Source organism: Modestobacter marinus (genome assembly GCF_019799945.1).
Lineage (GTDB): Bacteria > Actinomycetota > Actinomycetes > Mycobacteriales > Geodermatophilaceae > Modestobacter > Modestobacter marinus_B.
On sequence record NZ_JABGCH010000008.1, the window covers coordinates 24,437 to 37,500 of the forward strand.

The 13,064-nt window shown below is 71.0% G+C and carries 12 protein-coding genes; 1 reads left to right on the forward strand and 11 read right to left on the reverse strand.

The window, feature by feature from the left end:
* Positions 1 to 50: 50 nt before the first annotated feature.
* The 4 genes from HK417_RS09450 to HK417_RS09465 all read right to left on the reverse strand — a co-directional run bounded on the left by HK417_RS09450 (position 51) and on the right by HK417_RS09465 (position 3,064).
* Positions 51 to 308 carry a hypothetical protein gene (locus HK417_RS09450; RefSeq protein WP_222265726.1) on the reverse strand — a complete coding sequence of 86 codons (258 nt, stop codon included), beginning with the start codon at positions 306 to 308 and terminating at the stop codon, positions 51 to 53.
* A gap of 123 nt (positions 309 to 431) precedes the next feature.
* On the reverse strand, positions 432 to 1,667 hold the full coding sequence (locus HK417_RS09455) for a serine hydrolase domain-containing protein (RefSeq protein ID WP_222265728.1): 1,236 nt from the start codon (positions 1,665 to 1,667) through the stop codon (positions 432 to 434).
* A 46-nt stretch (positions 1,668 to 1,713) separates the two neighbouring features.
* Positions 1,714 to 2,532 carry a CPBP family glutamic-type intramembrane protease gene (locus HK417_RS09460; protein ID WP_222265730.1) on the reverse strand — a complete coding sequence of 273 codons (819 nt, stop codon included), beginning with the start codon at positions 2,530 to 2,532 and terminating at the stop codon, positions 1,714 to 1,716.
* A gap of 130 nt (positions 2,533 to 2,662) precedes the next feature.
* Positions 2,663 to 3,064, reverse strand: coding sequence for a hypothetical protein (locus HK417_RS09465; RefSeq protein ID WP_222265732.1), 402 nt, complete (start codon positions 3,062 to 3,064; stop codon positions 2,663 to 2,665).
* Between the two features lie 225 nt (positions 3,065 to 3,289).
* Here HK417_RS09465 and HK417_RS09470 point away from each other — a divergent pair, with 225 nt between their 5' ends.
* Complete coding sequence (locus HK417_RS09470) at positions 3,290 to 3,802, forward strand: DinB family protein (RefSeq protein ID WP_222265734.1); 513 nt, start codon at positions 3,290 to 3,292, stop codon at positions 3,800 to 3,802.
* 33 nt (positions 3,803 to 3,835) lie between these two features.
* Here HK417_RS09470 and HK417_RS09475 read toward each other — a convergent pair whose 3' ends face one another.
* The 7 genes from HK417_RS09475 to HK417_RS09505 all read right to left on the reverse strand — a co-directional run bounded on the left by HK417_RS09475 (position 3,836) and on the right by HK417_RS09505 (position 13,064).
* The gene (locus HK417_RS09475; RefSeq protein ID WP_222265736.1) at positions 3,836 to 4,825 is read right to left on the reverse strand and encodes a LacI family DNA-binding transcriptional regulator; all 990 of its coding nucleotides are present in this window, start codon (positions 4,823 to 4,825) and stop codon (positions 3,836 to 3,838) included.
* 267 nt (positions 4,826 to 5,092) lie between these two features.
* A complete protein-coding gene (locus HK417_RS09480) occupies positions 5,093 to 6,283 on the reverse strand; it encodes a nitrilase-related carbon-nitrogen hydrolase (protein WP_222265738.1) in 1,191 nt (396 codons plus the stop codon).
* 176 nt (positions 6,284 to 6,459) lie between these two features.
* A complete protein-coding gene (locus tag HK417_RS09485; RefSeq protein WP_222265740.1) occupies positions 6,460 to 7,500 on the reverse strand; it encodes a substrate-binding domain-containing protein in 1,041 nt (346 codons plus the stop codon).
* Positions 7,497 to 8,555, reverse strand: coding sequence for an ABC transporter permease (locus HK417_RS09490; RefSeq protein ID WP_222265742.1), 1,059 nt, complete (start codon positions 8,553 to 8,555; stop codon positions 7,497 to 7,499). The genes HK417_RS09485 and HK417_RS09490 overlap by 4 nt, the downstream gene beginning before the upstream one ends.
* Positions 8,556 to 8,710: 155 nt before the next feature.
* Positions 8,711 to 10,228 (reverse strand): sugar ABC transporter ATP-binding protein, encoded by a 1,518-nt coding sequence (locus HK417_RS09495; RefSeq protein WP_222265744.1) that lies wholly within the window; start codon positions 10,226 to 10,228, stop codon positions 8,711 to 8,713.
* Between the two features lie 91 nt (positions 10,229 to 10,319).
* On the reverse strand, positions 10,320 to 11,276 hold the full coding sequence (locus HK417_RS09500; RefSeq protein ID WP_222265746.1) for an aldo/keto reductase: 957 nt from the start codon (positions 11,274 to 11,276) through the stop codon (positions 10,320 to 10,322).
* A gap of 12 nt (positions 11,277 to 11,288) precedes the next feature.
* The gene (locus tag HK417_RS09505; protein ID WP_222265748.1) at positions 11,289 to 13,064 is read right to left on the reverse strand and encodes a GMC family oxidoreductase; all 1,776 of its coding nucleotides are present in this window, start codon (positions 13,062 to 13,064) and stop codon (positions 11,289 to 11,291) included.

Below are 13,064 nucleotides of genomic sequence, written 5' to 3' on the forward strand. Positions count from 1 at the left end.
GCCGGTCGGGACGGACGTCCCGACCGGCCTGCTCGGGGTGGGGCCGCCGGTCAGCCGGTGAAGGGCGTCGAGCCGCCGGCGAGGGCGGTCAGCAGGATCATCATCAGGAAGGCGCCGACGACCGCACCGACGGCGAGCGCCGGGACCACCCAGTGGTGCCGGTCCCAGAAGGGAGTCTGCTCGGGGCCGGTGGGGTGGCGGGAACCGGAGCGGTCCCCGGGCGCGGGACGACGGGCGCCGTGGCCGGTGGAGCCGGGACCCCGGCGGTGCATCCCCAGGTGTCGGCGGGTGCGGATGGGAGTGCTCATGGGAGCTCCCGGGATGCGTCGGTGGCGACGAGCGGAGGACCACGGGGGATGCGGTCCCTCGCCCCAGTTCTACTCGCGCCGCGGCCCGTTGTCGCCGCTGCTGATCACGCCCGCGCCCCAGGGTCAGGCGGCCGCCGCGACCGGTGCGGGGACGGCCCCCTGCGCGACCAGCGTCTCGTGCACCGACAGCGCCAGGGCGATGATCTGGTCGTCGGCCGTCGCGCTGTTCAGCCCGATGGCGATGATCACCCCGGACTCCGGCAGGTACACGTGCAGCGTCCGGAAGCCGAGCGTGCCGCCCTCGTACACCCAGAACGTGCCGAGCGGCTCGGCGATGACCTGGGCGACCCCCAGACCGAACGCGCTCGGGTCGTCCGTCGACGTCTGCTCGATCGGCTGCCCCGTCGTGGTCGAGACCAGGCTGGTCAGCTCGGCCTGCTGCTCGGCCGGTAGGAGCTCGCCCGAGTACAGGGCGCGGGCCCAGCGGGTCAGGTCACCCGTCGTCCCGATGATGCCGCCCGCGCCCCGCGCCCAGGACAGCGTGTCCCGGCTGGTGTCCGTCCCGACGAACTCCTTGTACGGGTGGGGCACCTGGTCGTTGGCGAAGTAGCCGGCGGGCTCCCGATCGGTCACCGCGGACGGGTAGAGGTGCTCCCGGTAGAAGAGGTCTCCCAGGCCCAGCGGCTCGAGCAGCCGCTCCTCCAGCTCCTCCCGGTAGCTGTTCCCGGTCACCTCCTCGACGACCAGCTCCGCGAGCACGTAGTTCGTGTTCGAGTAGCTCCAGCCGGTTGTGCCCGGGGCGTCCTCGACGTAGCCGATCAGCTGCTCGGCCGAGAAGTGGGTCCGCGGGTCGGAGACGTAGGCGTCGAGGAAGGCCGGCTCGGAGTCGTAGTCGGCGATGCCGCTGGTCATGTTCAACAGTCGCCGGATCGTCACGTCGGCCCACTGCGGGTACTGCGGCAGCCACTCCCCCAGCGGGTCGTCGATCGACAGGCGCCCCTCGGCCTCGTACTGCAGCAGCAGCACCGAGGTGAACGCCTTGGTGTGGCTGCCGAGCTGCCAGACGCCGTCGGCTCGCATCGGCTCCGCGCCACCGATGCTCGTCGTCCCCGCGCCCACGTCGATGCTGGAGTCGCGGTCGGCGAGGCTGACGCTCAGCCCGGCGGCGGAGATGTGCTCGGCCGTGCCGCGGTCGGCGAGGTAGGCCTCGACGTCCGCCTGCAACGCCGTCTCCAGGGCGGTGTCGTCGGGCGCCGCGGCGTGCGCCGGGACCGCGGCGACCTGCGGGGCGAGCAACCCCGCGAGCAGCACGAGAGCCGCCAGGAGGGGGGTCCGGGCACGGGCTCGCTGATCGGTCATCACGGACTCCGCCTCGGTCGACGAGCAGGGATCGAGACCTGCCGGGTCAGCGTTCGCCACGGGGGCGGGGCGCACCAGGCCCCCGGGGGCGGTGCCGGAGCGCCGCCATGACGACGGTCAGGACGACGAGCCCGATCGCGTACTCCCACCCCGCGCTGCCCAGGTCGGCCGAGGCGTTGAACGCCGCGTGCTGCAGCCCGACGGCGAGCAGGCTGCCCCGCGTGTCGAGGTAGTGCATGCCCAGCAGGTACCGCATGAACGGCGCGATGAGCAGCACCAGCGCCAGGTTGAACGCGGCGCTGGACCAGGTCCACCCCGGGGTGAAGCTCAGCGGCACGTGGATCGCGACGAACCACGGAGCGGTCATCAGCGAGCCACGCAGCAGCCCGTGCCGCGCCATGAACCGGGACTGCAGGAAGCCGGTCCAGGCCAACTCCTCCCACAGGTTCCCGAGCAGCAACCCGAACACCACCGTCATGAACAGGTAGGTGCCGGCGAAGGCGGCCCAGTCGTCGGGGACCGCCGCGGTCCCCAGCGCCGCTCCGACGGCGAGCGTGGCGACCGGCATGCCGAGCAGGACCACCGCGTACCGCCAGGGCTCGAACCTCCACAGCAGCGCCCGGGCCAGCAGCCGGCGGACCGCTCCCGGTCCTCCGGTCCAGGAGGTCACGAGCAGCGCGCTCCCGGCCAGGACGACGAGCATCAGGACCAGGAACGGGCCGTTCTCCTGCCCGACCAGGTTGGGGATGGTCAGCGCGGTCCACCCGGAGCCGAGCGCGATGGTGAGGAAGACCGGGACGGGGTGCCGCCGGGCGAGCCCGGCGAGGCCGCCCGTCGTCGGCGTGGTCGTGGTCGTGGTGCTCATGTCTCCTCCTCGAGCGGATCTCGAGGACGAAGCTAGGAGGATGCGCCGCGAGGCGACAGGCTGCCAGCAGCACACCTCCGGGGGGCGGAGCGCACGGGTGGGTGGGGTCCTCCCCCTCGGCCGGGTGCGGTCAGGCGCCGAGGAACTCCTTCCAGCGCTTGCCGGCAGCGCGCCCCGTGCCGATGTCGGCCAGCCCGCGCAGCGCGGAGACGTCGTGCCAGGTCCCGGCGAGGAACCCGAAGACACCGATGGCGGACTCCAGCATGGAGGGGTCCGGGGCGGGCATGCCGTTCGGCCGCACGAAGGTGACCTTGTACCGCTGGCCGCCCGCGCTGAGCTTGACGCCCCCGCCGAACCAGTACCAGGGCCACGTCACGTCGGTGACCTCGTCCAGGGGGACGTCGAACACCGGGGTGTCGCTGACGAAGGTCAGCCGACCGCCACCCGCACCGAGATAGCCGGGGACGTTGCGCAGGCCCCCGATCAACCAGGCCGGGCTGACCAGGTAGGACTGGGCGACGTCGTCGGTCATGGGGGCGGGGGTCCTCTCCGGTGCCGGGGCAAGGGCACGGAGGCTAGGACCTGCCGCACCCTCCGCACCAGGGCGTTCGTCCTCGTGAGTCCAACGACCTGGTCGTTCCGACCCGTGGGGTCGTGCCGGATCCGCCGTCCGCGGAGATCGCCGTCCGTCCCATCCGGCGCCCGCTGCCCCTAGCGTCGGCACCCACCCACCGGAGGACGACGGAAGGCGGATCCCATGACCGGTTCGACCACCCTCACCCGCGAGCGGGCCGACCTGATCGAGTCGCTGCGGCGGCACCGGTACTTCTTGCGCTTCACAGTCCGCGGCCTGACCGACGAGCAGGCCATGCTGCGACCGACCGCCAGCGCCCTCAACCTCGCCGGACTGATCAAGCACGTGGCGGCCACCGAGGCGGAATGGGTCCGCTTCGCCGAGGCCGGGGCGAGGGCGATGCACCGCAACTGGGGCCCCGACGTGCTGAACCGGCACTGGCACCTCGCGGCCGGTGAGACGCTGGCCGGCCTGCTGGCCGACTACGAGGCGGTCGCGCAGCACACCGACGAGCTCGTCGCCACCCTTCCCGACCTGGACGCCGACCACGCCCTGCCGGAGGCACCCTGGTTCGAGCCGGGCGCCCGCTGGTCGGCCCGGCGGGTGTTCCTGCACGTCATCGCGGAGACCGCCCAGCACGCCGGTCACGCCGACATCCTGCGGGAGTCGATCGACGGCCAGAAGACGATGGGCTGACCCCGGCGCTCCCAGCCGGCCGCCCCCGCGGCGTCAGGAGCGCGGCCGGTACGGCGCCGTCGACGCGCGGGGCACCAGGAAGGGGGCCACCACGGGCTCGGGGGGCGTCTGGCTGCCCCGGATGTACTGCAGCAGGCGTTCGACGCAGCGGTGCCCCACCTCCATGAAGTCCAGGTGCATGGTGGTCAGGCCGGGCTTGAAGAACTGCGCTTCCGGGATGTCGTCGAACCCGACCACGCTGAGGTCCTCGGGGACCTGGATGCCGAGCTCGGACGCCGCCTTCAGCAGGCCGATCGCCATCTGGTCGTTCGCCGTGAAGACGGCGGTGGGCTTGTCGCGCTGCAGCATCCGGAGGCTGACGTCGTACCCCGACGCGGAGGTCCAGTCGCCGACCCTCGGCTCGGCGATGGGGCAACCGGCCTCGGTCAGGGCCCGGCGCCACCCCTCGATCCGGGCAGCGGAACCGAGCCAACCCGGAGGACCGGCCAGGTGGTGGACCGTCGGGTGGCCGAGGTCCAGGAGGTACTGCGTGGCCGTCTGGGCACCCATCACCTCGTCGTGCGCCACGGTGCGCGGGCGGTCCAGCGCACCGGGCTCGAACATGACGAGGGGCACGGAGGACGCCAGCCCCTCGACGGCGTCCGCCGCGGCCACCGTCGGGGCCAGCACGATGATCCCGTCCACCGCGTCCGCGACGAGGTGGTCGAGCGCCTGGCGCATGGTCTCCCGGTCGATGTCCCCCAGGCTGACGAGACTGGTCGCGTACCCGAGCTCGCGGGCCGCCTCGGCGATGCCGAACAACGCCTGGGCCGGCCCGTACTGCATCGGGCCCGCCGTCACCACACCCAGGTGCATGGTCTGCCGGGTGACGAGGGCCCGGGCGGCGTTGTTGCGGCGGTATCCGAGCTCCCGGACCGCGCGCTCCACACGTTCCTGCAGTTCCTTGCTGACGAAGGCGTTCTGGTTCAGCACCCGCGAGACGGTCTGCTGCGAGACGCCGGCCAAGCGTGCGACGTCGATCATCCGGGGCGCCGTTGACTCGCTGGGGACCGACATTCCATGCCTTTCGTTTGTCGCCCGGGTGTGGCCGAGACCGCCTCTTCGGACCGTAGTCTCCGGGCCAGATCCTGCAATTGCCCCTTCGGGTGCAGTCCGGTTCAGCCCGACCGGTCGACGACGACGTCCGGTCGCCTGCCTCGAACGACGGATCAGCCGGTCGCGGCATTCCCGCGGGCCCGGGGCGTGCGCAACGGCGGAGGAGGAGCCCCGCCGCTGCGCACGCCGGCCGGCTCACCCCTTGGCGGTCTTCTCCACGGTGTCGGAGATCGGGGTGTTCGCGCTGCCACCGTTCCGCTGGTAACCGGTCGGCGGGGTCAGGACCCCCCGCTCGATGAGCAGCTCGATGTTGCGGGCGCGCGTGGCGTCCTCCCGAGCGAGCCAGCCCTCGGTCGGCGGGGCGTCCAGGTACTGGTTCTTCGGGTAGATGGGCTGGTCGTAGATGGCCCGGTACTGCTCGGTCCGCAGGTCCTTGAACTGGTTGTACAGACCGTTGGCGATGCGCTGGCGGCGGAGCGCCTCGATGTCGATGGTGGTGCAGACGAACGAGTCGCCCGACGTCCACCCCTTCTGCTGCGCGACGATCTGCCCACGCGGGTTGACGATCATCGACTGCCCGCCGAACAGGTCCTGGATCCCGCCGTCGGGCAGGATCTCCGGCCCCAGGTTCGGAGCGACGACGTACGCCGCGTTGAACAGGGCGTGCGCCCGGTTCTGGATCTCCCACATCCCGGTCATCACCGCCGGCTCGATCAGCGTGGGCCGGATGATGATCTCCGCCCCGTTCATCGCCAGGCCACGCGCGATCTCCGGGTACACGCCCTCGTGACAGATGGCGATGCCGATGTTGCCGATCTCGGTCCGGGCGACCGGGAAGATCGCGTTCATCGCGTTCCCGTTGCCCTTCTTCTCGACAAATTCGTCCCACACGTCATGCGGGTTCATGTTGCCGAGCATGCCGCCCTCATAGGCGTCACTCGTCGCCTTGTACCGCTTGTAGACGACCTCTCCGTTCGGGTCGATGATGAAGGCGACGTTGAAGTAGCGGTCCGGGAAGTCGTCGTCCTTGACCATGTACAGCTCAGCGGCGATGTAGGTGTTCAGCTGCTGCGCCTTCTTCGACAACTCGTCGGTCTCCGGCCCCGGGATGGTGACCGCGAAGTGGGCCTCCCGCTCCCGGTTGCCGGGGGTGTTGGCGATCATGCCCTGGATGGCCATCTCCGGGATGACCACGAGGCGGACGGGTGCGCCCTCCCAGGCGCCGACCATCACGGCCGTGTCCATGAAGTTGTTGATGCGCTTGACGTTCTCGACGCCGTCCTCGCGCTCCTTCATCTGGAAGGTCCGCGGGGAGAGTGCGACGACGGAATACGGCTCGACCACTGGAGCTCCTTCGATCATGTGCACGGAGATGCGCCCGCGCACGTCTGGTCCTGCGTTGGGGTCCACGACTCGGCCCTGCCGGTCGTCGGAGGATGTCGGCGGTCCCGTTGCGGGACCGCCGGCCCCCGGGTCCGGGAGGGGATCCCGGACCCGGGGTGCGGCCGAGTGGCCGCGGAGTCCCCACCCGCGCCGACGGCGGCCGGGCGAGGAGTTCTGGATCAGTACATCCGCGACGGGTCGTAGTACTGCTCGGCCGTCTCGGGGGTGGCGATGAACGTGTCGATGAAGAACTCACTGCCCGGGCAGACGTCGTCCTGGGTCTCGCCCTTGGCCGCCGCGACGGCCTTCTCGACCGCCGTCGCGCCCATCTTGTAGGGCTCGTTCGAGGCGTCCGCCTGGACCGGCCCCACCGGGTTGTCGATCATCTCCTTGACGACGGACATCTGGCCGTCGTAGGTGCCGATGACGACCTGGTCGAGGATCCCGGCGTCCTGGAGACCCTGCTTGATACCCGGGAGCATCACGTCGCTCAGGCTGAAGACGACGTCGAGGTCCGGGTTGGCGGTCGCCACGTCACGCACCGGGTTCAGCGCCTTGTCCGGCAGCCACTCGCCGTACCGGATCGGCAGGTAGGTGATCGGCGGGGCGCCCTCGACGCTCTCGTACCCGGCGACCACGCCGTCGCCACGCAGGGTGGTGACGGTCTCCCCCGAGTACCCGCCGACCACGACCGCGGTGATGGGCTCGCTGCCCCACTTGGTCTTGGCCTCCTCGGCGATGGCCGCACCGAGGGACTCCGCGACCGCTGTCTGGTCCTCGGCGACGTAGCAGAACTGGTTCGCGGCCAGCTCCTCGGAGAGGTTGCTGTTCACGACCACGAGCGGGACGTCGTCCTGCACCGTGGCGTTGACCGCCTCCGACACGCCCGTGGGGTCGTGCGGGTTCATGATGATGACGTCCATGCCCTGGGTGAGCAGGGTCTGCACGTCCGAGTTCTGCTTGACGGTGTCGCCGCCCGCGTCGGTCACCGTGATCTCGGCGCCGAGCTCCTTGGCCTTGTCCTCGGCGCCCTGGAGCAGGGTGGCCCACCAGTCGCTGCCGGCGAGGCGGCGCTGGGAGAAGCCGATCTGGATGGTGTCGCCGTCGGCCGCGGCGGCTCCGTCACCGCCACCCCCGCCGTCTCCGGAGCCGCAGGCGGTGAGGGTCAGCCCGAGCGCGAGGGCAGTGGTGACGGCGACGCCGGTGGTGGTGCGCATCATCGAGTTCCTTCCGTGGTGTCGTGTGGCGGGGTGGGGCGGGGTTCTGCGGACAGGTCGGAGCCGCCCGCAGCCGGAACCGGCTCGGGTGGGGCTGGAGCAGGGGTGGGACCACCGCCGTCAGCGCCTGACTTGCCGCCGCGACGGAGCTTGGAGAAGGCCGCGCGGATCCGCTGGATGCCGCCGCCGGAGGTGAGGAAGACCGCGACGAGGATGACGAGTCCGCGGATGATCAGCTGTGGCTCGGACTGGATGCCGGCCAGGTTCATGATGTTGCCGATCATCCCGATGATCAGCGCGCCCAGGACGGTGCTGATCGGGTCGCCGGTGCCGCCGAACAGCGACGTGCCGCCGACCACGGTCGCCGCGATCGAGTCCAGCTCGTAGCCCGCACCGACCAGGGAGCTGCCCTGGGACAGCCGCCCGGCCAGCATCAGCCCGGCGAGCCCCGCGAGCAGGCCGCTGGTGACGTAGGCCATGACCTGGTCCCGCTTGACCGGCAGGCCGGACAGTCGCGCCGCCTCCGGGTTGCCGCCGAGGGCGTACAACCGGCGGCCGAGCGGGGTGAACCGCATGACGAACGCCGCGACCAGCGTCACGACCAGCGCGATGATCACCACGTTGGGCACGGATCCGGTGCGCCCGCCGAAGATGTCGAGGAAGGTCTCGTTGCTGATCACGATCAGCGTGCCGACCTGCACCAGGAAGGCCACACCACGGGCGATGCTCAGCATGGCCAGGGTCGCCACGAACGGCGCGATCCTGGCGTAGACGATCAGCAGGCCGTTGATGAGACCGCAGAATGCGCAGGCCACCAGGGTGACGACGACGGTGACGAGGACGCCCTGCCCCTGCCTCAGCAGCACGGCCGCGACCACCGTGGCCAGGGCCGCGACGGACCCGACCGAGAGGTCGATGCCCCGGGTGACGACGACGATGAACTGGGCGATGCCGAGCACCGCGACCACCGATGCGGCGACCGCGATGTTCTCGAGGTTCCGGACCGTGAAGAAGAACTCCGAGGTCCAGGAGCCCACGAGGGCCACGAGGACGAACACTCCGAGCAGGTAGCCCTGGGGGCCGACCCGGAGCCGGCGCCGCTTGCCGCCGCCTCCCGCGGAGGCCGGCCCTGACGACGTGAGGCCAGGTGGCCTCTGGGATGCAGTCTCTGAAGAGACCGACATGGGTTCCTCCATCGGATCGGGAGTGGTGCTCATCTGAGGTGGGTGAGGAGGTCTTGCTGCTGACTGCGGATCTCCTGGTGCGTGGCCTCCGCGACGACCCGGCCTCCGGACAGGACCATCACGCGGTCGCACAGCGCCGCCTCGGCGACCTCGGAGGTCACCACGACCGCCGCGCCGCCACGCCGCAGGTAGGCGCGGATGAGGCGGTAGATCTCCTCCTTGGCCGCGACGTCGACCCCACGGGTCGGCTCGGCGAGGACCAGCACCTTGCTGTTCTTGGTGAGCCAGCGGGCGAGCAGGAGCTTCTGCTGGTTGCCGCCGCTCATGGTCCGGGCGGTCTGGTTCACGCTGCTGCACTTGATGGCGAGCTCGTCGACCTGACCGCGGGCGTGCCGGCTCTCGCGGACGTGGTCCAGCACGCCCATGCGGGTGAAGGACCCCAGCGAGGCCAGCGTCATGTTCTTGCTGGCGCTCATGTCCAGGACCAGGCCCTGGGACTTGCGGTCCTCCGGGATGAGCCCGAGCCCGACCCCGATCGCCTCCCGTGGCGAGCGGACCCGGACCTTGCGGCCCTCCATCTCCACGGTCCCGCTGACGGTCTCCCGCATGCCGAAGAGGCACTCGGTGAGTTCGGTCTGGCCGGCGCCGAGGAGGCCGGTGACCGCGAGCACCTCCCCCCGGCGCAGGTCGAAGGAGAAGGGGCTGAGCCGGTGCCCGTCCGTGAGGTCCCGCACCCGGAGGACGACCTCGTCGGTGGCGACCCCGCCGAGCGTCCCCTCGGCGCCTTCCGCCACGGCCGCCGACAGCGAGTTCTCCAGGCGGTCGCCGACCATCGCCCGGACGATGTCGTGGTGCGGGGGGATGGTGTCGAAGTGCCCGACGCGCCGGCCGTCCCGGAGGACGTCGACCTCGTCGCACACGTCCGTGACCTCGTCGAGGCGGTGGGAGATGAAGATGAGGCCCACCCCCGACCGGGCGAGGTCCCGCATGAGCTCCAGCAGGTGGTTCACGTCCCGGGGCGGGAGCGTGGTCGTGGGCTCGTCCAGCAGCAGCACTCGGGGTTCGGACTTCAGCGCCTTGGCGATCTCCACCAGCTGCTGCTTGGCCAGCGGCAGGGTGTTCACCGCGGCCCGGACGTCGACGTCCACCCCGAGCCGCTCCATCAGCGCCTCGGCCTTCGCCTCCAGCTTCGAGCGGCGGACCAGCAGTCCGGTGGCGAAGTCGTCGAGGAAGATGTTCTCCACGACCGACATCGACGGGACCAGGCTCAGCTCCTGATAGATGGTGTAGATGCCGGCCTGTCGCGCGGCGTGCGGGCTGGTGAGGTGCACCTCCTCGCCGTCGACCCAGATCCGCCCCTCGTCGGGCCGCTCCGCCCCGGAAAGGATCTTGACCAGGGTCGACTTGCCCGCACCGTTGGCGCCGGAGAGCGACAGGATCCGGCCGGCGTGGACGTCGAGGTCGACGTCCGCCAGCGCCGTGACACCGGGGTATCTCTTCGTGAGCCCAACGGCGCGCAGCGCCGGGCCCGCCGTGCTCGTGCTCATGTTGACCGCCCTGTCCGAGTACGGGAGTGCCGATGGGTGCGGGTTCGCCGCGGGTGGTGCCGCGCGGGCACCACCCGCGGTGTTAGCGCTATCACGACGTCGTCTGGGCAGCCGCTTCCTCGACGCCGTTCCGGCCCGGGGCCGCGAGCTCGTCGAGCTGGGCCCACAGGTCCGGCGCGATCTCCGTCGCGGCCAGCGCGAGGGTCTGCTCCACCCGCTCGGGCGTGGACATGCCGACGATCGTGGAGGCCACCTTCGGTTCGCGGAGCGAGAACTGCAGGGCCGCCGCCGCGAGCGGCACGCCGTGCTCCGCGCAGGCCCGCTCCATCGCCCGGACCCGGTTCTTGGTGGCCTCGGGGGCCGGCGCGTAGCAGTAGTTCGGGTGGGCGTCCGGCCCCTTGACCAGCATCCCGCCGCCGTACGGCGCGCCGTTGACGAAGGCCATGCCCCGCTCCGCGACCGAGTCGATCAGCGGCCGGGCCGACTGGTCGACCAGCGTGAACCGGTTGTGGCTGATCACCGCCTGGAAGACGTCGAGCTCCACGTACCGCTGCATGAGGTCGATCGGGCCGCCGGCGACGCCGATGTGGTCGATCACGCCCTCCTGCTGCAGAGCGACGAGCGCCTCCACGACACCACCGGGGCCGGTGGCCTCGTCGAAGTCGTGGATCTCCGGGTCGTGGATGTAGACCAGCTGGAGGCGGTCCTGCCCCAGGCGCTCGAGGCTCTCCTGGACCGAGCGCCGCGCCCGGGCGCCGGACAGGTCGGTGCTGCCGTGCTCGGGGTCGACCTTCGTGGCGAGGACGAAGCCGTCGGGCAGGCCGCCCCGGTCGCGCAGGGCGATCCCGATCCGGCGTTCGGCGTCGAAGTAGTTGTTCGACGTGTCGATGAAGTTGATCGGCCCCTCGAGGACCCGCAGGATCGTCGCGACGGCCTGCTCCTCGCTGACCTCGTACCCGTACTGGGCCGGGAAGTTGCCCAGCGGGCTCGTGCCGTGGCACAGCGGGGTGACGGACAGCCCGGTGCTGCCCAGTGCTCGCGTCTGCATGCTCTGGTCCTCTCAGTGGGCGTGCGTGTGGGCGGAGGCGTGGCCGGTGTGGCCGTCGTGGGTGTGCGCGGCGACGGGCGCCGGCGCGGAGCGGCCGAGGATGTCGTCGGCCGTCATGTAGGCCATCGCCCAGATGGTCTCGGTCGGGTTGTAGCCGTGGTAGCTGGGGAACTGGCCGCCGCCGACGACGTACAGGTTGTCGCACTCGTGGGACCGGCCGTGGACGTCGACGACCGAGGTGGCGGGGTCCTCACCCATGCGGTGGGTGCCGACCTCGTGCGTGGACAGGTGGTAGTCCGGCTTGGTGGTCTCCTCCCACCAGTAGGTGAGACCCATCTCCTGCGCGATCTTGCGCTTGATGGTGAGGAGGAACTCGACCATTTTCTGGTCCCACGGACCCCAGCCGTGCGTCATGCGCAGCGCCGGCTGACCCCACGGGTCCTTCCTGGTCGGGTCCAGGTCGACGTAGGTGTCGTTGGTCGGGATGTTCGCCGTCTGCGAGTACATCGACCACACGTGGCCGTAGTTGTCCCGCATCCAGTCGCGGAAGCCGGCGCCCCACCGCGGTGCGGCCGGCGGCATCGCGTGCGCGATCTCGATCGGCTGGTAGTCCCCCGGCCAGCTGATGATCGGCGCGCCCCACAGGACGGTCGGGTCGTACTCGTGGACCAGCTCGCCGCTGAAGTCCTCGATGGACGTGGAGGCAACCAGGGTGCCCATGTAGGGGTTGGAGGGCTCCTTGGTGAGGCCCATGAAGAACCCGAAGGCGTGGGTCATGAGGTGCTTGCCGACCTGGCCGTTGGCGTTGATGCCCGAGGCCAGGAGCAGCCGCGCGTTCTCCAGCGCGTAGCAGGCGAGCACCACGCGGTCGGCCTCGAGGTCGACCGAACGGCCGTCGGCGTCGTAGTAGGAGACCCCGGTGACCCGCTTGCCGTCGTTCGAGCGGTTCACCTTGTAGACGCGGCAGTAGTCGCGCATCTCCAGGTTGCCGCTGGCCTCGCCGTAGGGCAGGGCCGCGACGTGGGTCGAGGTCTTGGCGTCGACGTGGCAGGGGTAGCCGTGGCAGAAGCCGCAGTAGGTGCAGCCCGAGCGACCCTTGAACGGCTCTGAGGCGATGGCGGCGGCGGTGCGGAACGGGTGGTACCCCAGCCGGGTGCAGGCGTCGGCGAACTCGATGTCCGCCGTCCCCTGGCGCAGTGGCGGCATCGGGTAGTCGCGCTGGCGCGGCGCCTCCCACGGGTTCTCGTTCAGCTCGGGGCGGCCGGCGACGTTGCTGCCGCGGCCGGAGATGCCGAGCTCCCACTCCGTCTTGTCGTAGTACGGCTCGAGGTCGGCGTAGCTGATCGGCCAGTCGACCAGCGTGTGGCCCTCGGGGAGCGCCTCCTTGCCCAGGCGCTCCTCGATCTCCGTCTTCATCCGGAACTCGGTCTCGCGGAACCGCCAGCAGGCCCCGCCCCAGTGGATGGTGCCGCCGCCGGCGCCCAGGGACGGCGGTAGGTGCAGCGGGTTGGCGGTGCCCAGCGGGCCGGCCGCCCAGGGGGCCAGCTCGCCGTCGCCGTCCTGGCTGGTCTCGCGCCAGGTGATCGGGTCGGTGTCCATGCTCGGGACGAGCGAGCCGCGGGCGTAGTAGCGGATCTCGTCCTGCTTGAGCCGGAAGTCCTCGGTGGTGTGCTTGGGGCCCTTGTCGAGGAGGACGACCTTCTGGCCGGCCTGGGCCAGCTCCGAGGCGATGACCGCACCCGAGGCACCGGCCCCGACGACGATGACGTCGATCTTGCTCGCGGGCAT

Excerpts from the sequence above, each read along its gene's own strand:
- HK417_RS09470 (WP_222265734.1), top strand. The coding sequence starts at position 3,290 with ATGACCGGTTCGACCACCCTCACCCGCGAGCGGGCCGACCTGATCGAG.
- HK417_RS09450 (WP_222265726.1), bottom strand. The coding sequence starts at position 308 with ATGAGCACTCCCATCCGCACCCGCCGACACCTGGGGATGCACCGCCGG.
- HK417_RS09460 (WP_222265730.1), bottom strand. The coding sequence starts at position 2,532 with ATGAGCACCACGACCACGACCACGCCGACGACGGGCGGCCTCGCCGGG.
- HK417_RS09495 (WP_222265744.1), bottom strand. The coding sequence starts at position 10,228 with ATGAGCACGAGCACGGCGGGCCCGGCGCTGCGCGCCGTTGGGCTCACG.
- HK417_RS09500 (WP_222265746.1), bottom strand. The coding sequence starts at position 11,276 with ATGCAGACGCGAGCACTGGGCAGCACCGGGCTGTCCGTCACCCCGCTG.
- HK417_RS09505 (WP_222265748.1), bottom strand. The coding sequence starts at position 13,064 with ATGCCCGCGAGCAAGATCGACGTCATCGTCGTCGGGGCCGGTGCCTCG.
- HK417_RS09465 (WP_222265732.1), bottom strand. The coding sequence starts at position 3,064 with ATGACCGACGACGTCGCCCAGTCCTACCTGGTCAGCCCGGCCTGGTTG.
- HK417_RS09455 (WP_222265728.1), bottom strand. The coding sequence starts at position 1,667 with ATGACCGATCAGCGAGCCCGTGCCCGGACCCCCCTCCTGGCGGCTCTC.
- HK417_RS09475 (WP_222265736.1), bottom strand. The coding sequence starts at position 4,825 with ATGATCGACGTCGCACGCTTGGCCGGCGTCTCGCAGCAGACCGTCTCG.
- HK417_RS09485 (WP_222265740.1), bottom strand. The coding sequence starts at position 7,500 with ATGATGCGCACCACCACCGGCGTCGCCGTCACCACTGCCCTCGCGCTC.